The sequence below is a fragment of the Streptomyces sp. ATCC 21386 genome, from assembly GCF_018728545.1.
Lineage (GTDB): Bacteria > Actinomycetota > Actinomycetes > Streptomycetales > Streptomycetaceae > Streptomyces.
The window spans coordinates 3,597,737-3,619,770 of sequence record NZ_JAAVVL010000001.1; the positions used below are offsets into that span (position 1 = coordinate 3,597,737).

General features: G+C 69.3%; 22 protein-coding genes. 19 read left to right on the forward strand and 3 right to left on the reverse strand.

Annotation, left to right across the window (positions count from 1 at the left end; genetic code table 11):
* Positions 1-162: 162 nt before the first annotated feature.
* From GWK25_RS15690 to GWK25_RS15700, 3 genes are all read left to right on the forward strand, one after another.
* Positions 163-1,869 (forward strand): site-2 protease family protein, encoded by a 1,707-nt coding sequence (locus GWK25_RS15690; protein WP_215450846.1) that lies wholly within the window; start codon positions 163-165, stop codon positions 1,867-1,869.
* Between the two features lie 59 nt (positions 1,870-1,928).
* Entirely contained in the window at positions 1,929-2,831 is a 903-nt protein-coding gene (locus GWK25_RS15695) for a tRNA (adenine-N1)-methyltransferase (protein WP_045557089.1), read from the forward strand.
* A gap of 196 nt (positions 2,832-3,027) precedes the next feature.
* Complete coding sequence (locus GWK25_RS15700; RefSeq protein WP_215450847.1) at positions 3,028-3,603, forward strand: hypothetical protein; 576 nt, start codon at positions 3,028-3,030, stop codon at positions 3,601-3,603.
* 90 nt (positions 3,604-3,693) lie between these two features.
* Here GWK25_RS15700 and GWK25_RS15705 read toward each other — a convergent pair whose 3' ends face one another.
* Positions 3,694-3,999 (reverse strand): ferredoxin, encoded by a 306-nt coding sequence (locus tag GWK25_RS15705; RefSeq protein WP_184896119.1) that lies wholly within the window; start codon positions 3,997-3,999, stop codon positions 3,694-3,696.
* Positions 4,000-4,278: 279 nt separating this feature from the next.
* Between GWK25_RS15705 and arc the strand changes: the two genes are divergently transcribed.
* The 6 genes from arc (at position 4,279) to prcA (ending at position 10,434) form a co-directional block, all read left to right on the forward strand.
* On the forward strand, positions 4,279-6,045 hold the full coding sequence (gene arc, locus GWK25_RS15710; RefSeq protein ID WP_215450848.1) for a proteasome ATPase: 1,767 nt from the start codon (positions 4,279-4,281) through the stop codon (positions 6,043-6,045).
* A 234-nt stretch (positions 6,046-6,279) separates the two neighbouring features.
* A complete protein-coding gene (dop, locus tag GWK25_RS15715; RefSeq protein WP_338133446.1) occupies positions 6,280-7,791 on the forward strand; it encodes a depupylase/deamidase Dop in 1,512 nt (503 codons plus the stop codon).
* A gap of 189 nt (positions 7,792-7,980) precedes the next feature.
* Positions 7,981-8,196 (forward strand): ubiquitin-like protein Pup, encoded by a 216-nt coding sequence (locus GWK25_RS15720; protein ID WP_045557092.1) that lies wholly within the window; start codon positions 7,981-7,983, stop codon positions 8,194-8,196.
* Between the two features lie 17 nt (positions 8,197-8,213).
* A complete protein-coding gene (locus GWK25_RS15725) occupies positions 8,214-8,822 on the forward strand; it encodes an endonuclease VII domain-containing protein (RefSeq protein ID WP_215450849.1) in 609 nt (202 codons plus the stop codon).
* Entirely contained in the window at positions 8,774-9,619 is an 846-nt protein-coding gene (gene prcB, locus GWK25_RS15730) for a proteasome subunit beta (RefSeq protein WP_045557093.1), read from the forward strand. Before GWK25_RS15725 ends, prcB begins: the two co-directional genes overlap by 49 nt.
* A gap of 71 nt (positions 9,620-9,690) precedes the next feature.
* Positions 9,691-10,434: a proteasome subunit alpha gene (gene prcA, locus GWK25_RS15735; protein WP_215450850.1), complete on the forward strand. Its 744-nt coding sequence runs from the start codon at positions 9,691-9,693 to the stop codon at positions 10,432-10,434.
* Between the two features lie 101 nt (positions 10,435-10,535).
* Here prcA and GWK25_RS15740 read toward each other — a convergent pair whose 3' ends face one another.
* A complete protein-coding gene (locus GWK25_RS15740; protein ID WP_215450851.1) occupies positions 10,536-11,549 on the reverse strand; it encodes a LacI family DNA-binding transcriptional regulator in 1,014 nt (337 codons plus the stop codon).
* Between the two features lie 108 nt (positions 11,550-11,657).
* Here GWK25_RS15740 and GWK25_RS15745 point away from each other — a divergent pair, with 108 nt between their 5' ends.
* From GWK25_RS15745 to tatC, 10 genes are all read left to right on the forward strand, one after another.
* Positions 11,658-12,917, forward strand: coding sequence for an MFS transporter (locus tag GWK25_RS15745; RefSeq protein ID WP_215450852.1), 1,260 nt, complete (start codon positions 11,658-11,660; stop codon positions 12,915-12,917).
* Positions 12,918-12,926: 9 nt separating this feature from the next.
* A complete protein-coding gene (pafA, locus tag GWK25_RS15750) occupies positions 12,927-14,288 on the forward strand; it encodes a Pup--protein ligase (protein ID WP_013004876.1) in 1,362 nt (453 codons plus the stop codon).
* Positions 14,289-14,419: 131 nt separating this feature from the next.
* Positions 14,420-15,415 (forward strand): FKBP-type peptidyl-prolyl cis-trans isomerase, encoded by a 996-nt coding sequence (locus tag GWK25_RS15755; protein ID WP_215450853.1) that lies wholly within the window; start codon positions 14,420-14,422, stop codon positions 15,413-15,415.
* A gap of 61 nt (positions 15,416-15,476) precedes the next feature.
* Entirely contained in the window at positions 15,477-15,848 is a 372-nt protein-coding gene (locus GWK25_RS15760; RefSeq protein WP_045557108.1) for an FKBP-type peptidyl-prolyl cis-trans isomerase, read from the forward strand.
* Positions 15,849-15,998: 150 nt separating this feature from the next.
* Positions 15,999-16,976, forward strand: coding sequence for a YafY family protein (locus tag GWK25_RS15765; protein ID WP_215450854.1), 978 nt, complete (start codon positions 15,999-16,001; stop codon positions 16,974-16,976).
* Between the two features lie 15 nt (positions 16,977-16,991).
* A complete protein-coding gene (locus tag GWK25_RS15770; RefSeq protein WP_215450855.1) occupies positions 16,992-17,990 on the forward strand; it encodes a YafY family protein in 999 nt (332 codons plus the stop codon).
* 220 nt (positions 17,991-18,210) lie between these two features.
* Positions 18,211-18,471 (forward strand): hypothetical protein, encoded by a 261-nt coding sequence (locus GWK25_RS15775; protein ID WP_037702271.1) that lies wholly within the window; start codon positions 18,211-18,213, stop codon positions 18,469-18,471.
* 22 nt (positions 18,472-18,493) lie between these two features.
* On the forward strand, positions 18,494-18,688 hold the full coding sequence (locus GWK25_RS15780; RefSeq protein ID WP_215450856.1) for a hypothetical protein: 195 nt from the start codon (positions 18,494-18,496) through the stop codon (positions 18,686-18,688).
* Between the two features lie 257 nt (positions 18,689-18,945).
* A complete protein-coding gene (gene tatA, locus GWK25_RS15785; protein WP_215450857.1) occupies positions 18,946-19,233 on the forward strand; it encodes a Sec-independent protein translocase subunit TatA in 288 nt (95 codons plus the stop codon).
* Between the two features lie 50 nt (positions 19,234-19,283).
* Entirely contained in the window at positions 19,284-20,234 is a 951-nt protein-coding gene (tatC, locus tag GWK25_RS15790; protein ID WP_215450858.1) for a twin-arginine translocase subunit TatC, read from the forward strand.
* A 90-nt stretch (positions 20,235-20,324) separates the two neighbouring features.
* Here the strand turns inward: tatC and GWK25_RS15795 are convergent, their stop codons facing one another.
* A complete protein-coding gene (locus GWK25_RS15795; RefSeq protein ID WP_215448706.1) occupies positions 20,325-21,971 on the reverse strand; it encodes an IS1182 family transposase in 1,647 nt (548 codons plus the stop codon).
* Between the last annotated feature and the right edge of the window lie 63 nt (positions 21,972-22,034).

The window sequence follows — 22,034 nt, forward strand, 5'->3', positions numbered from 1 at the left end:
CCGACCGACACCACCCCCGCCGACACCCGTGTGCCTCGTGCGACGCGGGGAAAGACAGAGGGGGTGCCGGGGCGGAACGCGCCCCGGGTACGACATAGCATCGACGACAGACCCTTCCGCCCGGCCACCGGCTGCGGAAGACGCTTCGAACGAGGGGACATCGTGGAGACGAGCGGCGGGAGCGGGCAGCCGCGGTCCGACAGCGAGCAGGCACCCGAGCGCGCCCATCGAGACGCGACCGGGACACCGGCGAACCAGGACGCCCCCACCCCGCCCGACCCCGACCCCACCGCCGTCCGGCCCGACGAGACCTCCGCGACGGACCCCGCCGCCCGCGCGACGGACGACAACGCCGAGAAGTCCGCGGCCACGACCCCCGCCGACGACGGGGCGGCCGACACCGGCGAGACCCCTGCCACCGGCGAGACCCCTGACAGCGCCGGGCCCCCTGACAGCGCCAAGACCCCTGACACCGTTGAGACGCGCCACACCGTTGAGGCGCCCGACGGCCGCGTGCCGTCCGACAACGCCCAGGCTTCCGGCGACCGCGCGCCCGCCGACCCCGCGAAAACACCCGCGCCCGCCGCCCCCGAGCAGGCGTCCCCCACCGACCTGACCAAGGCGCCCACCCCGGCGGACGAGCCGGAGCGCACCGCCACGTCCGCGCGCCCCTACGCCCACTCGGACACCGCACCCAAGCCCCCCGAGCGCCCCAAGGAGCCCGGCGGTGGCATCCTCATGGGCCGTCCCTTCGGCGTGCCCGTGTACGTCGCGCCCAGCTGGTTCCTGGTCGCCGCCCTGATCACCTGGGTCTTCGGCGGCCAACTCGACCGCGTTCTGCCCGAACTCGGCGCCGCCCGCTACCTCGTCGCCCTCTTCTTCGCCGTCGCCTTCTACGGCTCCGTACTCGTCCACGAACTCGCCCACACCATCGCCGCCCTGCGCTACAAGCTGCCCGTGCGCCGCATCCAGCTGCAGTTCTTCGGCGGTGTCTCCGAGATCGAGAAGGAGTCCGAGACCCCGGGCCGCGAGTTCGTCCTCGCCTTCGTCGGCCCCCTCCTCTCCCTGATCCTGGCCGGCGTCTTCTACGTCGCCCTGCTCGCCGTCGAACCGGGCACCGTCCCCGGCGTCCTGCTCGCCGGCCTGATGATCTCCAACCTGATCGTGGCCGCGTTCAACCTCCTCCCCGGCCTCCCCCTCGACGGCGGCCGCATGCTCCGCGCCGTCGTCTGGAAGATCACCGGCAAGCCCATGAGCGGCACCGTCGCCGCCGCCTGGGTCGGCCGGGCCCTCGCCGTCTCCGTCCTCATCGGTCTGCCGCTGCTCACCCAGTCCGGCGTGCTCGGCTCCGCCGCCGAGGACAGCGTCGGCATGGACACCGTCCTCGACGCCCTGCTCGCCGCCATCCTCGCCGCGATCATCTGGACCGGCGCCGGCAACAGCCTCCGCATGGCCCGCCTGCGCGAACACCTGCCCGAACTCCAGGCCCGCGCCCTCACCCGCCGTGCCGTCCCCGTCGAGACCGACACCCCCCTCTCGGAGGCCCTGCGCCGCGCCAACGAGGCCGGCGCCCGCGCCCTCGTCGTCGTCGACCCCGACGGCGAACCCCTCTCCCTCGTCCGCGAGGCCGCCATCGTCGGCGTCCCCGAACACCGCCGCCCCTGGGTCGCCGTCAGCGGCCTCGCCCAGGACCTCACCGACGGCATGCGCGTCTCCGCCGAACTCGCCGGCGAAGAACTCCTCGACGCCCTCCGCGCCGCCCCGGCCACGGAGTACCTCGTCGTGGAGGAGTCCGGGGAGATCTACGGCGTCCTGTCGGCGGCCGACGTGGAACGGGCCTTCGTGAAGGCGATGGCCAGGCCCAGCTGAGGCGGCCACTCCCCGGACCATGGTCGGCGCGCCCTCCGGGGACCGGTACGCTGGGTCACATGTCCGAACCGACCGGTGCCGCCCGCCGTCGCGGGCCCTTCAAGGTCGGGGACCAGGTCCAGCTCACCGACCCCAAGGGACGCCACTACACGTTCACGCTCGAAGAGGGAAAGAACTTCCACACCCACAAGGGTTCCTTCCCGCACGACGAGCTGATCGGCGCTCCCGAGGGCAGTGTTGTCCGCACCACGGGGAACGTCGCCTACCTGGCGCTCCGCCCCCTGCTCCCCGACTACGTCCTGTCCATGCCCCGCGGCGCCGCCGTGGTCTACCCCAAGGACGCGGGGCAGATCCTCGCCTTCGCCGACATCTTCCCCGGCGCCCGCGTCGTCGAGGCCGGCGTCGGCTCCGGCTCGCTCAGCAGCTTCCTGCTGCGCGCCATCGGCGACCAGGGCATGCTGCACAGCTACGAGCGCCGCGCAGACTTCGCCGAGATCGCCCAGGCCAACGTGGAGCGCTACTTCGGCGGCCCCCACCCCGCCTGGCAGCTCACCGTCGGAGACCTCCAGGACAACCTCAGCGACACCGAGGTCGACCGCGTCATTCTCGACATGCTCGCCCCCTGGGAGTGCCTTGAGGCCGTCTCCAAGGCCCTCGTCCCCGGCGGCATCGTCTGCTGCTACGTGGCCACCACCACCCAGCTCGCCCGGACCGTGGAGTCCATCCGTGAGATCGGCTGCTTCAACGAGCCGAGCGCCTGGGAATCGATGATCCGCAACTGGCACATCGAGGGCCTCGCCGTCCGCCCCGACCACCGGATGATCGGCCACACCGGGTTCCTGCTCACAGCCCGTCGCCTCGCCGACGGCGTCGAGCCCCCCATGCGCCGCCGCCGCCCCGCCAAGGGCGCCTACGGCGAGGACTACGCCGGACCCAACGCCGACGGCGGCTCCGGCCGCTGACCACGACGCACGACGAACGCGCCTTTGCCGTGGCCGAGTTCCCCGCAGCGCCCGGGAACTCGGCCACGGCGCTCTCCCGTTGACGCACCACCTCGAAAGCTGCGGGAACCACGTACCCCGCCGTTCCACCCCACTGTGACGTGTGGCACCATGCGGGTCATCCCAACCGGCACAGCACCCTCAGGAGACGCTCCTAGTGCAGCAATCCGCCGTCCCGGAACTGGCACACGCGCACACCCGCCCCATCCACTGGCTCGCCACGGCCACCGCCCTCGCCGGCGTCGTCGCCCTGTCGTCCGCCCTCCAGCCCGACGCGGCGAGAGCGGCCCAGCCCGCCCCCGCGACAGCGCCGGCCCCCGCCGCCGTGGCGCCCCCCGACCCCGCCGAGGTGGACCTCCCGCTCGACTGCGGACCCGTCGGCGTCGTCGTGAAGAAGCAGGGCTCCGGCGACCTCGACGGGGACGGCCGGCCCGAGACCGTGGCCGTCGTGCACTGCGACGCCAGCATGGGCACTCCGCCCGACGGCGTGTACGTGCTCACCCGCTCCACCGACGCGGCGCAGCCCCGGGTCGTCGCCACCCTGGTGAACCCCAAGGACCGCACCACCGTCTCCGACTTCGCCGTCCGCGACGCCACCGTCACCGCCACCCTGCACGGCTACTCGTCGGCCGAGGTCCCCAACTGCTGCCCGGACGTCACGAACCCCGTCAAGTGGCAGTGGAAGAACGGGGCGTTCGTACGCTCCACCCCCGCCGGGGCACAGAGCGTCTGACACCGGTCGCCTCCGGGCGAACGAGCAGTGATCACCCGGCAAACCCGGTGTGAGAAAGCAGACACAGGGCGACGCGGAGTGCCCGCCGGGTCACTCCGCGTCAGGCCCGAAGACCTCGACCCTGTCCGAAACGCGACGTACATGGATGCACTCGCCAGGACACTCCTTCGCGGAGTCCACCACGTCCGTGAGAAGCGGCAGCGGAACGGGCGTTGTCGCCCCCGGGGCCTGCAGCAACTCGTCGCCGGGACTCTTCACATAGGCCAGTCCGTCGATGTCCAGCTCGAACACCTCGGGCGCGTACTGCACGCAGATACCGTCACCGGTGCAGAGGTCCTGGTCGATCCAGACCTCGAGCGCCTCGCCCGCGGCCGTGGCCTCCTGCTGCACGCTCATCTCTCCTGCCGCCTCATGCCTCGGGTCATCCGTCGAGTCACCGTCGAGTCACCGTCGAGCCGGTCGGGAACGATGCAGGCTCTGACGGGTGTTGAACACTTCGACCCTACCCGGGGCGGCTTCCCAATCATGTTCGGTGGGTATTCCCCTGGCGTGAGGGAGAGCGCAAGGGTGAAGATCGGACACACCCCGACCGTCTTTGTGATCTAGGGGTTTCAATCGACACCCACCCAGGTAGGGTCTGGAAGCGTCCAGCTCCCCTTGGAGGAGGTGAGGACCGTGGCAGCCCACGACGACGACATGAACCACGGCATCCGCCCGGGACGAGGGTCCGACGACCCGGCCGGGCAGATTGCCTACCTTGAGCAGGAGATCGCCGTCCTGCGACGCAAGCTCGCCGACTCTCCGCGACACACGAGGATTCTCGAAGAGCGGATCGTCGAGCTGCAGACCAATCTGGCCGGCGTGTCCGCGCAGAACGAGCGGCTCGCCAACACGCTCCGTGAGGCCCGCGACCAGATCGTGGCCCTCAAGGAGGAAGTCGACCGGCTCGCACAGCCGCCGGCCGGCTTCGGTGTCTTCCTCACGGCGAACGAGGACGGCACGGCCGACATCTTCACCGGAGGCCGAAAGCTCCGGGTGAACGTCAGCCCCAGCGTCGACCTGGAAGAGCTCCGGCGAGGCCAGGAAGTGATGCTCAACGAAGCTCTCAACGTGGTCGAGGCCATGGAGTTCGAGAGCGTCGGCGACATCGTCACCCTCAAGGAGATCCTCGAGGACGGCGAGCGCGCCCTCGTGCAGGGGCACACCGACGAGGAACGGGTGGTGCGGCTCGCCGAGCCACTGCTGGACATCACCATCCGCCCCGGCGACGCCCTCCTGCTCGAACCCCGCTCCGGCTATGTCTACGAGGTCGTGCCCAAGAGCGAGGTCGAGGAACTCGTCCTCGAAGAGGTCCCCGACATCGGGTACGAGCAGATCGGTGGCCTCGGCAACCAGATCGAGATGATCCGCGACGCGGTCGAGCTCCCCTATCTCTATCCGGACCTGTTCAAGGAGCACGAACTGCGCCCGCCCAAGGGCGTCCTGCTCTACGGACCCCCCGGATGCGGCAAGACGCTCATCGCCAAGGCCGTCGCCAACTCGCTGGCCAAGAAGGTCGCCGAGGTCACCGGCCAGGCCCAGGGCAAGAGCTTCTTCCTCAACATCAAGGGCCCCGAGCTCCTCAACAAGTACGTCGGCGAGACCGAGCGACAGATCCGCCTCGTCTTCCAGCGTGCGAGGGAGAAGGCCAGCGAGGGCACCCCCGTCATCGTCTTCTTCGACGAGATGGAGTCCCTCTTCCGCACCCGCGGATCCGGCGTCAGCTCGGACGTGGAGAACACCATCGTCCCGCAGCTGCTCGCCGAGATCGACGGCGTGGAAGGCCTGCAGAACGTCGTGGTCATCGGCGCCTCCAACCGCGAGGACATGATCGACCCCGCCATCCTGCGCCCCGGCCGGCTCGACGTGAAGATCAAGATCGAGCGTCCGGACGCCGAAGCGGCCAAGGACATCTTCCAGAAGTACCTCACCGAGCGTCTCCCGCTGCACACGGACGACCTCGGCGAACACGGCGGCTCCAAGACCACCACCGTCCAGAGCATGATCCAGACGGCAGTGGAACACATGTACGCCGAGTCCGAGGAGAACCGCTTCCTGGAGGTCACCTACGCCAACGGCGACAAGGAAGTCCTCTACTTCAAGGACTTCAACTCCGGCGCCATGATCGAGAACATCGTCGGCCGCGCCAAGAAGATGGCGATCAAGGACTTCCTCGACAAGAACCAGAAGGGCCTCCGCGTCTCCCACCTGCTCCAGGCCTGCGTGGACGAGTTCAAGGAGAACGAGGACCTGCCCAACACCACCAACCCGGACGACTGGGCCCGCATCTCCGGAAAGAAGGGCGAGCGGATCGTCTACATCCGTACGCTGATCACCGGAAAGCAGGGCGCCGACACCGGACGCTCCATCGACACGGTGGCGAACACCGGACAGTACCTGTAAAACACAGGGCGGCTGCGGGTGCCCTCAGTGGGTACCCGCAGCCGACTGTTTTCCAGGTGAAGGCCGGAGCAAGGCAATGACGCAAATGATCTCCCCACCAGCGCAGAGCCGTTCTAGGCTCTTTCGTACCGCCGAGTCGCGCAGTGCGGGGACGGGCACCGCACACGCACCGGAGCGCCAGCGGTACTTGAGCAGCGCCCCCGACCGAGGGCGCCGCCGGGCAAGGAGGGCCGCATGACCGTACGGCGAGTAATGGGCATCGAGACGGAGTACGGGATCTCCGTCCCCGGCCACCCCAATGCCAATGCCATGCTCACCTCGTCCCAGATCGTCAACGCCTACGCAGCGGCGATGCACCGGGCCCGCCGGGCCCGCTGGGACTTCGAGGAGGAGAACCCGCTGCGGGACGCGCGAGGCTTCGACCTCGCCCGCGAGGCCGCCGACTCCAGCCAGCTCACCGACGAGGACATCGGCCTCGCCAATGTCATCCTCACCAACGGCGCGCGGCTCTACGTCGACCACGCCCACCCCGAATACAGCGCCCCCGAGGTCACCAATCCCCTGGACGCCGTCCTGTGGGACAAGGCCGGCGAGCGCATCATGGCCGAAGCCGCCGAACGCGCGGCACAGCTCCCCGGCGCCCAGCCGATCCACCTCTACAAGAACAACACCGACAACAAGGGCGCCTCCTACGGCACGCACGAGAACTACCTGATGAAGCGGGAGACCGCCTTCTCGGACATCGTGCGCCACCTGACCCCCTTCTTCGTCTCCCGCCAGGTCTTCGCCGGCGCCGGCCGCGTGGGCATCGGCCAGGACGGCCACGAACACGGCTTCCAGCTCAGCCAGCGTGCCGACTACTTCGAGGTGGAAGTCGGCCTGGAGACCACCCTCAAGCGCCCCATCATCAACACGCGGGACGAACCCCACGCCGACGCGGAGAAATACCGCCGCCTCCACGTGATCATCGGCGACGCGAACCTCTCGGAGATCTCGACCTATCTGAAGCTCGGCACGACGGCCCTGGTGCTCTCGATGATCGAGGACGGCTTCATCGCCGTCGACCTGGCCGTCGACCAGCCCGTACGCACCCTCCACCAGGTCTCGCACGACCCGACCCTGCAACGCCTCATCACGCTGCGCAGCGGGCGCACCCTGACCGCCGTACAGCTCCAGATGGAGTACTACGAGCTGTCGCGCAAGTACGTGGAGGAGCGCTTCGGGGCCGACGCGGACGACCAGACCAAGGACGTCCTGTCCCGGTGGGAGGACACCCTCAACCGCCTGGAGAACGACCCCATGAGCCTCTCCGGCGAGCTGGACTGGGTCGCCAAGCGGGAGCTGATGGAGGGCTACCGGCGCCGTGACGGCCTCGACTGGGACGCCGCCAGGCTCCACCTCGTCGACCTTCAGTACGCCGACGTGCGCGCTGAGAAGGGCCTCTACAACCGTCTAGTGGCCCGCGGCAAGATGAAGCGGCTGCTGACCGAGCAGGGCGTCGACGAGGCCCGTACGAAGCCGCCGGAGGACACCCGTGCGTACTTCCGCGGTCGCTGTCTGGAGCAGTATGCGGACGACGTCGCGGCGGCCTCCTGGGACTCGGTGATCTTCGACCTCCCGGGCCGGGACTCGCTCCAGCGCGTCCCAACCCTCGAACCGCTTCGCGGAACGCGAAATCACGTCAAGGAGCTGCTGGACCGCTGCCGCACGGCAGAAGACCTGGTCAGGGTGTTGTCCGGGCACTGAACCGGGCTTCAATCGTGATCAGCCGAGCAGGGTGGAAACACCGCCGTCCGGGAATCATCGAGGTGGCCCCCGGACGTTGTGGAAACGACGGGGCCAATGTCGGACCCGGCTTGTAGGGTCTGATCATCACCGATCGGCAGGAAAGCCGACCTGCCGACCATGTCGGGCAAACAGAGCGGGGTGAGGGTTATGGCGACCAAGGACACCGGCGGCGGCCAGCAGAAGGCCACCCGTTCCACCGAGGAGACCGAGGCGGCGCCGGAGGCGCAGGCATCGGAAGACCTCAAGGAGCGGCAGGAGAAGCTCAGCGACGACGTGGACTCGGTTCTGGACGAGATCGACGATGTCCTCGAGGAGAATGCAGAGGACTTCGTTCGAAGTTTCGTTCAGAAGGGCGGCCAGTAGCCTTTGATTTGAAGGCGATGGGGGTGTACGGGTTGGCAAGTGAAGAGGGCGTGAAGTGTTGCTCGCGGTGTAAGGAGCACAAGCCGCGAGCAGCCTTCGCCAGTAACAAGTCGGCCCGTGACGGGCTGCAGGCCTACTGCCGGGAGTGCTGGGCGGAGTACCACCAGGCGCGGCAGCTGGCCAAAGGCAAGAAGGTGCGACCGCGCGTGGAGACGCCTGAAGGGCACAAGTTCTGTCGTTGCTGTGGCCAGGTCAAGCCGCACAGTGAGTGGCATCGAAACGCAACGGCCTCCGACGGCGTCTCGACGAGCTGCAAGGCCTGCCGTGCGGTCAAGGGCCGCGCAGGGCATCTGAAGCGCAACTACGGCCTCACCGAAGCCGAACGCGACGAGATGGTCGCGTCCCAGATGGGGCTCTGCGTGATCTGCCTGAAAGCCCCGGCCGTGCATGTGGATCACTGCCACAAGACGGGTAGGGTCCGAGGCGTACTGTGCTTCAACTGTAATTCGGCCATCGGCAAGTTGGGAGACGATCCCGACGCTGTTCGTCGGGCTGCCGCCTACTTGGAGGGAACTTCGTGGAAGCCAACACTCGTAGCACCGGGCGTCTACCAGCTGCCTTCCTGACGCCTGGGTCGTCGTCCTTCATGGACTTCCTGTCGGACCACCAGCCGGAGCTGCTTCCCGGCAAGCGGCAGCTGCCGCCGACCCAGGGCGTCATCGAAGCTCCGCACGGCACGACGATCGTGGCCGTGACGTTCCCCGGTGGTGTGGTGCTCGCCGGTGACCGCCGGGCCACGATGGGGAACATGATCGCCCAGCGGGACATCGAGAAGGTGTTCCCGGCCGACGAGTACTCGGCCGTCGGGATCGCCGGCACGGCCGGTCTGGCCGTGGAGATGGTGAAGCTGTTCCAGCTGGAGCTGGAGCACTTCGAGAAGGTCGAGGGCGCGCAGCTCTCCCTGGAGGGCAAGGCGAACCGGCTCTCCACCATGATCCGTTCCAACCTCGGCATGGCCATGCAGGGTCTGGCCGTGGTCCCGCTCTTCGCGGGTTACGACGTGGACCGGGAGAAGGGCCGCATTTTCTCGTACGACGTGACGGGCGGCCGTTCCGAGGAGAGCGGGTACGCGGCCACCGGCTCGGGCTCGATCTTCGCGCGCGGTGCGATGAAGAAGCTGTTCCGTGCCGATCTCTCCGAGGACGAGGCGACGACCCTCGTCATCCAGGCCCTCTACGACGCGGCAGACGACGACTCGGCGACCGGTGGTCCCGATGTCGCCCGCCGGATCTACCCCATCGTCACCGTGATCACCGAGGACGGCTTCCGTCGGCTCACCGATGAGGAGTCCTCCGAGATCGCCCGCTCGATCCTGGAGCGGCGTCTGGAGCAGCCGGACGGCCCCCGGGCCGCGCTGCTCTAGCCGGTTCGGCCTCGACGGCCCCTCTTTATCAAGGTGATCCAGTGACTTCGACAGAAAGGGACGGATAACCGGTGTCGACGCCGTTCTATGTCTCACCCCAGCAGGCGATGGCCGACCGGGCGGAGTACGCCCGTAAGGGCATCGCCCGTGGCCGCAGCCTGGTCGTGCTGCAGTATGCCGACGGCATCGTGTTCGTCGGCGAGAACCCGTCCCGCGCGCTGCACAAGTTCAGCGAGATCTACGACCGGATCGGCTTCGCGGCCGCCGGCAAGTACAACGAGTACGAGAACCTGCGGATCGGTGGTGTGCGCTACGCCGACCTGCGTGGTTACACCTACGACCGTGACGACGTGACCGCCCGGGGTCTCGCCAACGTCTACGCCCAGACCCTGGGCACGATCTTCTCCTCCGCGGCCGAGAAGCCGTACGAGGTGGAGCTGGTCGTGGCCGAGGTGGGGGAGACCCCCGAGGGCGACCAGATCTACCGGCTGCCGCACGACGGGTCGATCGTGGACGAGCACGGTTCGGTCGCGGTCGGTGGCAACGCCGAGCAGATCAGCAGCTATCTGGACCAGCGGCACCAGGACGGCATGTCCTTGGCGGAGGCGTTGAAGCTCGCCGTCCAGGCCCTGTCGCGCGACACCAACGGCACGCAGCGGGAGATCCCCGCGGAGCGCCTGGAGGTGGCGGTTCTGGACCGTACGCGCCCGCAGCAGCGCAAGTTCAAGCGCATCGTGGGCCGTCAGCTCGACCGTCTGCTGGAGGCGGGGGGCGCCACCACGGAGGCCGAGAGCTCCGAGGAAGACGACGAGTAGCACCAGCGTCCGCACGACCCGTCCGTAGTGCGCCCCGGCCGACTCAGGCCGGGGCGCGCGGCGTTCGGTGCCGTTGGCTGCGCGCCCTGAAGGGCGCGTGCTCAGCCCCCTGCCCGTGCCGTGGAGCCCCGCGCCACCAGCTCCACCGGGATGTCCCCCTCCGCCGGTGTGCGCCCCTCCAGGACGGCCAGCAGGGCCTCCATCCCGCGCTCCCCGAACAGCTCCGCGTCCAGCCGTACGGTCGTCAGCTCGGGGTCGAGGGCGGTGGCGAGGGCGAGGTCGTCGAGTCCGGTGACGGACACGTCCTCAGGGATCCGCAGCCCGAGGCGCCGTACGGCCTTGTAGACCCCGGCGGCCAGCTTGTCGTCGTCGCACACCACGGCGGTGGGGCGTCTCCGGGTGCCGGTCAGGGCTGCCTCCGTCGCGGCCCGTGCCTCCTCGATGGAGATCGGCGCCGCGGCCGTCCGCAGGGTCGCGCCCGGTACCGAGGCCACGCGTGCCGCGAGTTCCCTTGCGCGGACGCGGAAGGTCCAGGAGGGGATGTCCGCGGCGAGGTGCAGGAAGTCGCGGTGCCCCAGGGCGAGCAGGTGCTCGGTGACCTGGCGGATGCCGTCGCGGATGTCGAGGTTGACGGTCGCGGCTCCGAGGCTGCCGTCGGGGTCGCTGTCCAGCATGACGAGGGGCAGTTGGTCGCCGCGGATGGCGGTGAGCGCGTCCGCGGCCATGGAGGAGGCGATCACGCCGTCGAGGGCGGCCTGGGCGGAGGCGAAGGGGTCGCGGGCGGGGCCGACGCCCTCTGGGGAGGGGTAGAGGACCACGCCGAAGCCGTGGCGGGCGGCGACGCGGGCGGCTCCCGTGTAGACGCCGGCGAAGAACTCGGTGGTGAGGGCGGGGACCACCAGCAGGACGGTGCGGGTGCGGCCGAGGCGGAGGTTGCGCGCGGCGAGGTTGGGCCGGTAGCCGAGTTCGCGTGCGGCTTGTCGTACGCGTTCGGCCGTGGTCTCGGAGACGCGGCCGCGCCATTTGTCGCCGAGGACTAGGGAGACGGCGGCCTGGGAGACGCCGGCGGCCTGGGCGACGTCACGGCTCGTGGGCCGGGTACTACCTCGTGCCACCGTCGGCCTGCTCCCTCGTCTGGACTCGTGGTCAGGCCACATGGTACGTATGACGCAGGGACGTTATACGTAACACGTCGCTCGCGAGAGCCCGTCGAGAGGCAGGACATGGCCGCCGGATACCTCGAGATCCTCAGGACGCGGCACGCCGCGCGACTGCTCGCCGGAACACTGGTGGGCCGGCTGCCGAACGCCACCGCCGCCGTCGCGATCGTGCTCTTCGTCCGCGCGGAGGGCGGCACCTACAGCCTCGCGGGCGCGCTCGCGGCGGCGTACGGGCTCGCCAACGCCGTCGGGCAGCCGCTGCTGGGGCGCTTGGTGGACCTGTACGGGCAGCCGCGGGTGCAGTTCCCGGCGGCGGTCGCCTCCGCCCTCGCCATGGTCGTCTTCGCGCTGTCCGGGCTGGATCCGCTGGGGGTGGCGTACCTCGCGATGGCGGTGGCGGGGCTGTGCACGCCGCCGCTGGAGGGCGGCTTGCGGGCCCTGTGGTCCTCGGTGCTGCGCAGGGAGGAGCAGGTGCACACGGCGTACGCGATGGACGCCGTGGCGCAGGAGCTCATGTTCACCGTCGGGCCGCTGCTGGTGACGCTGTGCGTGGCGCTGTGGTCGGCGTCGGCCGCGCTGGTGGTGCTGAGTGTCGTCGGGGTGCTGGGGGCGCTGTGGGTGGTTCTCTCGCCGCCTTCGAGGGCCTGGCGGTCCGCCCCGCGTGAGGCGCACTGGCTGGGCGCGTTGCGTTCGCCCGGGCTGCTGTCCCTCCTCGCCGCCTTCCTCTTCGTCGGTGTCGCGCTCGGCTCGATCACCGTCGCCGCCGTGTCGTACGCGGACGGCCACGGCGGGGACGCGGTGTACGGATGGCTGATGGCGGGTGTCGGCCTGGGGGCGCTGGTGGGCGGCACGGCGTACGGCGCGCGGCAGTGGACCGGGGCGCCCGAACGGCGTCTGCAGGCGCTGGTGGCGCTTCTGGCGGTGTGTTACGTGCCGCTGACGCTGATGCCGGGCCCGGTGGGGATGACGGGGCTGACGACCCTCGCGGGAGTGTTCCTGGCGCCGGCGATCGCGTGTGTGTTCGTCCTGGTCGACCGGCACGCACCGCGCGGCACGGTCACCGAGGCGTTCTCCTGGATCGTGACGACGTTCACGGTGGGCCAGTCGGTCGGAACGGCCGTCGCCGGGCCGGTCGTCGAGTGGGGCGGGACGCTGTGGGGGTTCGTCGTGCCGGGCGCGGCGGGGGCCGTGTCGTTGCTGGTTCTGCTGGCCACGGGGCGGGTTCTCGCTGTTCCTTCTGGGGGTGCGGTGGTTGCGGTCTCATCGGAAAATGATCCAAACCGTGCTGTCGAACCCCGTTTCAGCTCGGTGGATCGGGCGTAATGTTCAGTCATGGACCGCCGCATTTTCGGGCTGGAGAACGAGTACGGCGTCACGTGCACGTTCAGGGGACAGCGCCGTCTGTCTCCTGACGAGGTGGCGCGGTACCTCTTCCGCCGTGTCGTGTCATGGGGCCGCAGCAGCAATGTGTTTCTGCGGAACGGGGCCCGCCTCTATCTCGACGTGGGCTCACATCCGGAATACGCGACACCCGAATGTGACAACGTGACCGAACTGGTCACTCACGACAAGGCCGGCGAGCGCATTCTCGAAGGACTGCTGGTCGACGCCGAACGCCGCCTGCACGAGGAGGGAATCGCGGGCGACGTCTACCTCTTCAAGAACAACACGGACTCCGCCGGCAACTCATACGGTTGCCATGAGAACTATCTGGTGGCGCGGCACGGGGAGTTCTCCCGTCTCGCGGACATCCTGATTCCGTTCCTCGTCACCCGGCAGCTGCTGTGCGGTGCGGGCAAGGTTCTGCAGACCCCGCGTGGTGCGGTGTACTGCGTGAGCCAGCGCGCGGAGCACATCTGGGAGGGCGTCAGCTCGGCGACCACCCGCTCCCGGCCGATCATCAACACCCGTGACGAACCGCACGCGGACGCCGAGCGGTACCGCCGTCTCCACGTCATCGTGGGTGACTCGAACATGTCCGAGACGACCATGCTGCTCAAGGTCGGCGCCACCGACCTGGTGCTGCGCATGATCGAGGCGGGCACCGTCATGCGTGACCTCACCCTGGAGAACCCGATCCGGGCGATCCGCGAGGTCAGCCATGACATCACCGGCCGTCGCAAGGTGCGGCTGGCCAGTGGCCGGGAGGCCTCCGCGCTGGAGGTGCAGCGCGAGTACTACGAGAAGGCCGTGGACTTCGTGGAGCGCCGCGGTATCCGTACGGGCACCGTGGAGCAGGTGCTGGAGCTGTGGGGCCGCACGCTGGACGCGATCGAGGCGGAGGACCTCGACCGGATCGGTACCGAAATCGACTGGGTGATGAAGTACAAGCTCATCGAGCGGTACCGGGCCAAGCACAACATGACCATGTCGCATCCGCGGGTCGCGCAGATAGACCTCGCGTATCACGACATCCACCGCCGTCGTGGCCTCTACTACCTGCTGGAGAGGAAAGGTCAAGCCACCCGTATCTGCAATGACTTGAAGATCTTCGAGGGCAAGTCGGTTCCGCCGCAGACCACTCGGGCCCGGCTGCGTGGCGACTTCATCCGGCGCGCACAGGAACAGCGCCGGGATTTCACGGTCGACTGGGTGCATCTCAAGCTCAACGACCAGGCGCAGCGGACGGTGTTGTGCAAGGACCCGTTCCGTTCGGTGGACGACCGGGTGGAGAAGCTGATCGCGGGAATGTGAGCCGGAATGTTCCGGGCCCGATTGCCGGAACGCAACGCGGGGCGCCGTACGTTTGCCGTACGGCGCCCTTCTCACGCCGTAGAGTTGCGCGCACGCCATCCGACAAGATCGACCGATACGAGGCCTTCACCGTGCGCCGACGCTCACTCCTCATCGCTGTTCCCGCTGGACTGGTCACGCTCGCCGCCTGTGGTGACAGCGAGTCAGACTCGGCCAAGGCCAGCAGCAGCCCGTCCGCGTCGGCGAGCGGCGCGGCGAAGCCGCCGAAGATCGTGGACGGTCCGCTGCCGGCGATCACGGCCGGGGTGAAGTTCGACGAGAAGCCGACCGTCGCGAAGGGCAGCGGTGATCCGTCGAAGGACCTGGCGGTGAAGACGGTCATCGCGGGCAGCGGGAAGACGGTCGCCGAGGGCGACTACATCCAGGCGAACTACCTGGGGCAGATCTGGGCCTCGGCGAAGGTCTTCGACAACTCCTACGACCGTAAGACGCCGCTGGTCATCCAGCTCTCCCCGCAGGGCATCATCGACGGCTGGCGGTACGCCCTGACCGGCAAGAAGGCCGGCAGCCGGGTCCAGATGGCCGTGCCGCCGACGTGGGGCTACGGCAAGGACGGCAACGCGCAGGCGGGGATCAAGGGCACCGACACGCTGGTCTTCGTGGTGGACATCCAGGACACCTTCAACGCGAAGAGTTCGGCGAAGGGCGCGAAGGTCGCGCAGGACGACGTGAACCTGCCGAAGGTGGGCACGAACACCGACGGCAAGGCGCCCTCCATCGAGGTGCCCAAGGTCGACCCGCCGAAGAAGCTGGTGGCGAACTACATCCTGGAGGGCGACGGCCCCGAGGTCGGTCCGGACGACAGCCTGTTGGTGCAGTACAAGGGCGTGCTCTGGGACACCGGCAAGGAGTTCGACTCCTCCTACAGCCGGGACGCGCTCAGCTCGTTCGGGCTGAAGCAGGTCGTCAAGGGCTGGTCGCAGGGCATGACCGGCAAGAAGGTGGGCAGTCGCCTCCTCATTGTCATCCCCCCGGAGCTGGGTTACGGGGACACGCCGCCGAGCGGCAGCGACATCAAGAAGGATTCCGTGATGGTGTTCACCGTGGACATCCTCGCGAAGATGTGATCCCCGGGGATGCGAGACTGTCCGTGTTGCCTCGTACGTACACAAGCAGGAGCCTGAAGACGTGAGCATTGACAAGCCCGAGATCGACTTCCCCGAGGGCCAGCCGCCGGCGGACCTGGAGATCAAGGACATCTGGGAGGGCGACGGCGAGGTGGCCCAGGCGGGCCAGACCGTCACCGTGCACTACGTGGGTGTGTCCTTCTCCACCGGCGAGGAGTTCGACGCCAGCTGGAACCGCGGGACGCCGTTCCGTTTCCCGCTCGGTGGCGGTCGTGTCATCAAGGGCTGGGACCAGGGTGTGCAGGGCATGAAGGTCGGTGGCCGTCGCCAGCTGACCATTCCGGCCCACCTCGCCTACGGGAACCAGAGCCCGACTCCGGCGATCAAGCCCGGTGAGACGCTGATCTTCGTGGTCGACCTCCTCGGGGTCTGATCCGTCGGATCCCGGTTCCGCGGCGATCATGCCGTGACCGGTCCCGACTGTCTGGGGTCCATGCCTTTTCGGGCATGGACCCTCGGCTTTTGCCGCGACGCTTCGTAGCGGTACGGTCGTGCCGCGGAAACACCCGGAGGAAGGGCGTCGATGGCCATTGCCAAGGCCGAGCGGTTGATGAACCTGGCGCTGTGTCTGCTGGGGACGCGGCGGCCGCTCAGCAAGCGCGAGCTGCGGGATTCCATCGAGGCGTATGTCGAGGCCGCCGGGACGGGAAAAGGCGCAGCCGGCTCCGACGACTCCTTCAACCGCATGTTCGAGCGCGACAAGGACGATCTGCGCGAACTCGGCCTCGTCATCGAGACGGTGGAGAACCTCGACGGTGAGGTCGGCTATCTGGCCCGACGCGACAGCAACAGCCTCCCGCCGATCACCCTCGACGCCGAGGAGGCCGCGGCCCTCGGGCTCGCCGCGAAGGTCTGGCAGCAGGCCCGTCTCGCCGGTGCCGCGAGCGGCGCCCTGCAGAAGCTGCGCGCGGCCGGGCTGCCCGAGGACGTCGACCCGTACGAGGCCCACGGGGCCCTGGAACCACGCATCCCGGTGCACGAGGCCGCCTTCGAGCCGCTGATGCTGGCCTGCCGTGACCGGCGTCCCGTCGTGTTCGAGTACCGCAAGGCGACCGCCGCGCGCCCTGAGCCCCGCCATGTGGAGCCGTGGGCGCTGGAGTGCTGGCGCGGCCACTGGTACCTGGCCGGCTTCGACCGGGACCGGGGTGCCGAGCGGGTCTTCAGGCTCTCCCGGATCACCGGCAAGGTCCGCAGCCGGGGTGCCGCGTACACCGCCGAGGTCCCCGACGTCGTCACCGTGCGGGAGACGGTCGCGAGCTGGGCCGGGGAGACGGCCGACCGTTCCGCACTGATCCGGCTGCGCTCCGGCGCCGGCTACCCGCTGCGCGCGAAGGCCTCCCTCGTTCGGGAACTCGGGAACGGCTGGGACGAGTTGGAGATTCCGTACGGGCACGGTCTGGATGCCTGGCTGGTGGAGTTCGGGCCCGACGTGGTGGTCCTGGAGCCCGCCGAGCTGCGGGCCGACGTGGTGGACCGGCTGCGTGCCGTGGCCAAGGGTTGAGGGGGACGTAAGAACGTGGTGGGAAAACCGGCCCGGCCGGCGAACGCCATCGACCAGACCCGGCGGATGCTCTCCCTGGTGACGTATCTGCGGGAGCGGCCCGGCGCCCGGATCGAGGACGTCGCCCGTGCCTTCGGGATCACCGAGGACGAGCTGGTGTCGGACCTCGATGTGCTGCCCATGTGCGGGACCAGCTTCCGCGGCGGTGACCTGCTGGACATCGACACCGACGGCGAACGCATCTGGTGGCACAACCCGGCCGCCCTCGGCGCGGAGGCCGCCGAGCCGCTGAGGCTGGCCGCCGACGAGGCCACCGCCCTGCTGGTGGCGGCCCGCGCGGTGGCCACCCTGCCCGGGCTGCGGGAGAGTGACCGGCAGGCCCTGCTGCGGGCCACCGCCAAGGTCGAGGGCGCGGCCGGGGAGGCGGCGGGCGCCAGCTCGCGCCTGTCGGTCACGTTCGAGGCCGAGGGCGGGGTCTTCGCGGACGTGGACCGGGCCATCTCGGAGCGCAGGCGGCTGTGGATCCGCTACTACTCGCCCGCCCGCGACGAGGTCACCGAACGCGAGATCGACCCGATTCGCCTGGTCAGCGTGGGTCACACCTATGTCGAGGCCTGGTGCCGCCGCTCCGAGGCCCGGCGTACGTTCCGGCTGGACCGGGTCGCCGAGATCAAGATCCTCGACGAGCCGTCCGCGCCGCCCGAGATCGAGCTGCGGGACCTGTCGGAGGCGCTGGTGCAGCCGGCCGCCGAGGATCCCGAGGTGGTGGTCGAGGTGGGTCCCGGCGGGCGCTGGGTCGCCGAGTACTACCCGCACGACAGCGCCGAGGAGCTGCCGGACGGCGGGCTGCGCATCAGCCTGCGCACCCCCGACCCCGCCTCGCTGCGGCGCCTGGCGCTGCGGCTCGGGCGCGACGGCCGGATCGTCTCCCCGGCGGACCTCGCCGACAGCGCCCGCCGGGCGGCCCGCGAGGCGCTGGCGGCCTACGACGAGGCCGAGCCGGCCGGACCCTGACCGGAACACCGCGGGACTGCGGGACCGTGTGACGGCGGCACCGGGGGCGGCCAGACGTGAAACGACGACGGCGAGACGACGACGGCGAGACGACGACGGCGTACGACCGGAAAAGGGAGATACGAGGGCTGTGAGCGGCGGGTCGGTTGTGTCGGGTGTGAAGTCCGGTGTGAAGTCCGGGGTGAAGTCCGGGGTGCAGGAGATCCAGGAGATCCGGGAGATGACCGTCGCGGTCGCCTTCGCGGGAATGAAGAAGGCGGTCGACGTGGTGTTCAGGGCCGGCTGCCCCGACTGCCGGGCCAACTTCGAGCTGGGTGCGAGCGCGCTGCGGCTGGCCATCGGCGCCACCAGCAAGACCACCTTCTACTCCTTCACCTGCCCCGAGTGCGGCACCGCCGTCCGCAAGCCGGCCGGTGAGCGCATCGTCGAGCTGCTGACCGGCGGCGGTGTGCGAACCCTCCGGCTGCATTCGGCGGGCTAGGGCCAGGGGCTAGGGTCGGCTCATGTTCTGGGCGATGTTCGCGGTGGCTGTGGGTTTTGTCGGGCTGGTCGTGCTCGGGGTGCTGGCCGTGCGGGTCTTCCTGGAGGCCCGGCGGCTGGGTGCGCAGGTCGCGGAGTCGGCGCGGAGGATCAGCCGGGCGGCGGAGGATCTGGAGCGGGCGACGGCGAGCGCGGCCCGTTCCGCGGACGCTCTGTGAGTGGCGACCGAGGCCCTGTGAGTTGACAGCGCGGTGCGTTTTGCGCCACTTCGCCCTGTCACCTTCTCACCTTTGGCAGGTACGCTGCCTGTCGCGGCACGGAGAACGAGGCCCGGGTCGCGAATCGGGAGTACGCAGGGGGATTGCCCAGCGTTCACCCCTGAGCGTTACGATCGCTGCCAGTACGACCGTTCGGACACTTGTCCGACTGGTCGGACAGCCCCCACCCGCCGCCTCGGTGAAGAAGGTAGACAGCTATGGGTAGGCTCGGCCCCACCGAGATCATTCTGATCCTCGTCGTCATCATCCTGCTGTTCGGTGCCAAGAAGCTTCCGGACATGGCGCGCTCCCTGGGCAAGTCCGCCCGCATCCTCAAGAGCGAGGCCAAGGCCATGAAGTCCGAAGGCCAGGACGACACCAACGCGGCGGCCGCGCCTCCGCACGCCGGCAGCGAGGCCCCGGCCCAGCGCACCATCCAGGCCGCCCCGGGCGACGTGACCAGCTCCCGCCCGGTGAGCGAGCCGACGGACACCACCAAGCGCTGACGCAAGGCCGGACCAGACTTCCGGCCTGCCGCACGAGATGAGGACGTGGGTTGCTCAAGTCTGCCCGCAACAAGGAGAAGGATCCCGAGGGGCGGATGCCCCTCGTGGAGCACCTTCGCGAGCTCCGCAACCGGCTGGGCAAAGCGCTCCTGGCGATCGTCGTGGCCTCTGTGGTGGGTCTGGTCTTCTACCAGGAGATCATCAACTTCCTCACCCGGCCGGTCCAGGAGTCCGTCGGGTGCACGCGCGACTTCACCGAACTCGCCAAGGAGAGCAAGGGAGCCTGCGGCAACATCACGATGTCGGGCCTGATGGGCCCGTTCACTCTGATGATCAAGGTGTCCCTGACGGCCGGCGTGGTCATCGCCAGCCCGGTCTGGCTCTATCAGCTGTGGGCCTTCATCGCGCCCGGCCTGCACCGGCACGAGAAGCGCTACTCGATGGCCTTCGTGGCCGCGGGCTTCCCGCTGTTCATGGTGGGCGCCTACTTCTCGTACCACGTGCTGCCCGCCGCCGCCGAGGTCCTGCTCGACTTCACCCCTGACAACGCCGTCAACCTGCTGCCCCTGGACGAGCTGCTGGACCTCGTGACCCGCATGGTCATCGTGTTCGGCCTCTCCTTCGAGCTGCCGCTCGTGCTCGTCATGATGAACATGACGGGCATGGTCACCGGCCGGCGGATGCTGGGCTGGTGGCGGGCCATGATCATGGGTGTCACCGTGTTCGCCGCGTTCGCCACCCCGACCGTCGACCCGGTCTCGATGCTCTCGCTGGCCGCGCCGATCATCCTGCTGTACTTCGTGGCCACCGGCTTCTCCCTGCTGAACGACAAGCGCAGGCGACAGCGCGACGCGCTCGGCCCCGCCGACGACGAGGCATCCGAGCTGGATCTCACCCCCGAGGACATCGGCGAGGTCGAGACCGTGTCCGTGGCCAAGGCGCTTCCCGCGCAGACCGAGCCCGAGCGGGAGCGGATCAACGGGTACGACGACGTGACCTGAACACCGGCACACGGCACGAAGCCGGGACGAGACGGCGGTGGGCCCCATCCGGCATCCCGGACGCTGTTGGTAAATCCGCCCCGCTGGATCTCATTCAGCGGGGCGGAGTGCTGCGAAGGGTGAGGTGCGGGTGCGGGCGAGCGGTCTGCCGGTGAGCCAGGCATCGATGCGGGCGAGGTTGATGGCGGCGCCGGTGAAGTGGTGTTGCAGCCGGGTTTTGGCGAGGCCGCGGTAGCGGGATCTGCGCAGGCCGAATGCCTGGACGCCTTGGGAGATGGTGCCCTCGACGCCGGCGCGGTGTCCGTAGCGGCGGCGCCAGTGGTGGGTGTCCTGCTCGGTGCGGGCCTGCTGGAGGATCTCGTGTTCGGCTTTGGGGCGCAGGGTCAGATTGCGGCCGGTTTCGGCGGTGGTGCAGGAAGTCCGCAGTTCACAGGGGGTGCAGTGGCGTTCGGCGAAGCGGACGCGGGTGACCGGGGTGCCGCGGTGGCTCTGGGCGTCTCTCCACTGGACGCTGGTGTGGCCGCCGGGGCAGACGGCCTGGCGTTGCTCCCAGTCGACGGTGAAGCGCGTGCTGTCGAAGACGTCGCCGGTTGCCTGTTGCCGGATGGTGTTCTTCCCGACCGGTCCGACGAGGGTGATGCTGTGATCGCGGCGGGCGTGGTGGATCTGCTCGGCGTCGACGTATCCGGCGTCCAGCAGGTGTTCGTCCGGCACCAGTTGGCGGTCGGCAAGGGCGGTGTGGATGTCCTCCAGCACGGCGTTGTCGGTCACCGGTGCCGGGGTGGTGTGGATGTGGGTGATCAGGTGCGGGGCGTCGGGCTCGCAGGTCTCGCTGAGGTGGACCTTGTATCCGGACCAGGCCAGATCGCGCTTCGCTCCGGTCCTGGCCCCGGGCTCGTGCGGGGTGCGTAAGCGGATCAGGCCGGGCGGGGTGTTCTTCGGCTCCCGCCAGCGCACGGTGCCGTCGACGCGGTGAAACTGCTGCACCCAGGTCTGGCGGAGGAACTCCACCGCGGGAAGACGCTGCAGGCCGGGCGGTGCCGATGTCGACCAGACCGCTTCCAGCAGCACCGTGCCGTCGGCCCCGCACTGGTCGCCGTGCTCGATCCGGGCGGCCCACCGGGACGGGAAACGGCTGTCCTCCGGACGCGCCGAGTACCGGTCGAACCACTCCGGCGCAGCCAACCCCATCAGCCAGTCCCCGGCCGCCTCGGCGATCTGGTTCAAAGCCGCCCGCAGTGTCTCGACCACGAACTCCAGCCGGCTCAGATCCCTGGTCACGGCCAGTACATGGGTGGCGTCCGTGCGCTGCCGGTTACCCGCCTTGACCAGCCCGGCCTCCCCGGCGGCCGTCAGCACCGCGTCGAACACCGCCCGGCCCGCATCCGACTCGGTCAGCCGGGCCCGGAACTCGCTGAGCACGGAGAAGTCGAACCCCACGTCGGCCAGCTCCAGCGACAGGGCGTACTTCCAGTCCAGACGCGAACGGACCGCGTGCGCAGCCTGCCGGTCGGTCAGACCCTCGGCGAACTGCAACACCGACACCAGCGCCAGCCGCGCCGGCGAGACCACCGGCCGCCCCCGCGCCGAGAACAACTCCTCGAAGTCGGCATCGGCGAAGACCGGCCCGAGCGCATCCCGAACCCGCATCACCAGACACCCCTTCGGAAACACCGCACGCGCCAGCCGCGCGGTCTCCTCCGGAATCTCCGCCAGATCCACCCCACGCAACGACACGAACCCACCCCACGAACATGACGACGGCCTGCACAACCCCAACGGGGTCGTGCAGGCCGTCGT

What these genes read in the sequence shown, in the direction of transcription:
- GWK25_RS15695 (WP_045557089.1), top strand. Translation starts at nt 1,929, where the DNA reads ATGTCCGAACCGACCGGTGCCGCCCGCCGTCGCGGGCCCTTCAAGGTC.
- GWK25_RS15705 (WP_184896119.1), bottom strand. Translation starts at nt 3,999, where the DNA reads ATGAGCGTGCAGCAGGAGGCCACGGCCGCGGGCGAGGCGCTCGAGGTC.
- dop (WP_338133446.1), top strand. Translation starts at nt 6,280, where the DNA reads ATGACCGTACGGCGAGTAATGGGCATCGAGACGGAGTACGGGATCTCC.
- GWK25_RS15720 (WP_045557092.1), top strand. Translation starts at nt 7,981, where the DNA reads ATGGCGACCAAGGACACCGGCGGCGGCCAGCAGAAGGCCACCCGTTCC.
- GWK25_RS15725 (WP_215450849.1), top strand. Translation starts at nt 8,214, where the DNA reads ATGGGGGTGTACGGGTTGGCAAGTGAAGAGGGCGTGAAGTGTTGCTCG.
- GWK25_RS15745 (WP_215450852.1), top strand. Translation starts at nt 11,658, where the DNA reads ATGGCCGCCGGATACCTCGAGATCCTCAGGACGCGGCACGCCGCGCGA.
- pafA (WP_013004876.1), top strand. Translation starts at nt 12,927, where the DNA reads ATGGACCGCCGCATTTTCGGGCTGGAGAACGAGTACGGCGTCACGTGC.
- GWK25_RS15765 (WP_215450854.1), top strand. Translation starts at nt 15,999, where the DNA reads ATGGCCATTGCCAAGGCCGAGCGGTTGATGAACCTGGCGCTGTGTCTG.
- GWK25_RS15775 (WP_037702271.1), top strand. Translation starts at nt 18,211, where the DNA reads ATGACCGTCGCGGTCGCCTTCGCGGGAATGAAGAAGGCGGTCGACGTG.
- GWK25_RS15780 (WP_215450856.1), top strand. Translation starts at nt 18,494, where the DNA reads ATGTTCTGGGCGATGTTCGCGGTGGCTGTGGGTTTTGTCGGGCTGGTC.
- tatA (WP_215450857.1), top strand. Translation starts at nt 18,946, where the DNA reads ATGGGTAGGCTCGGCCCCACCGAGATCATTCTGATCCTCGTCGTCATC.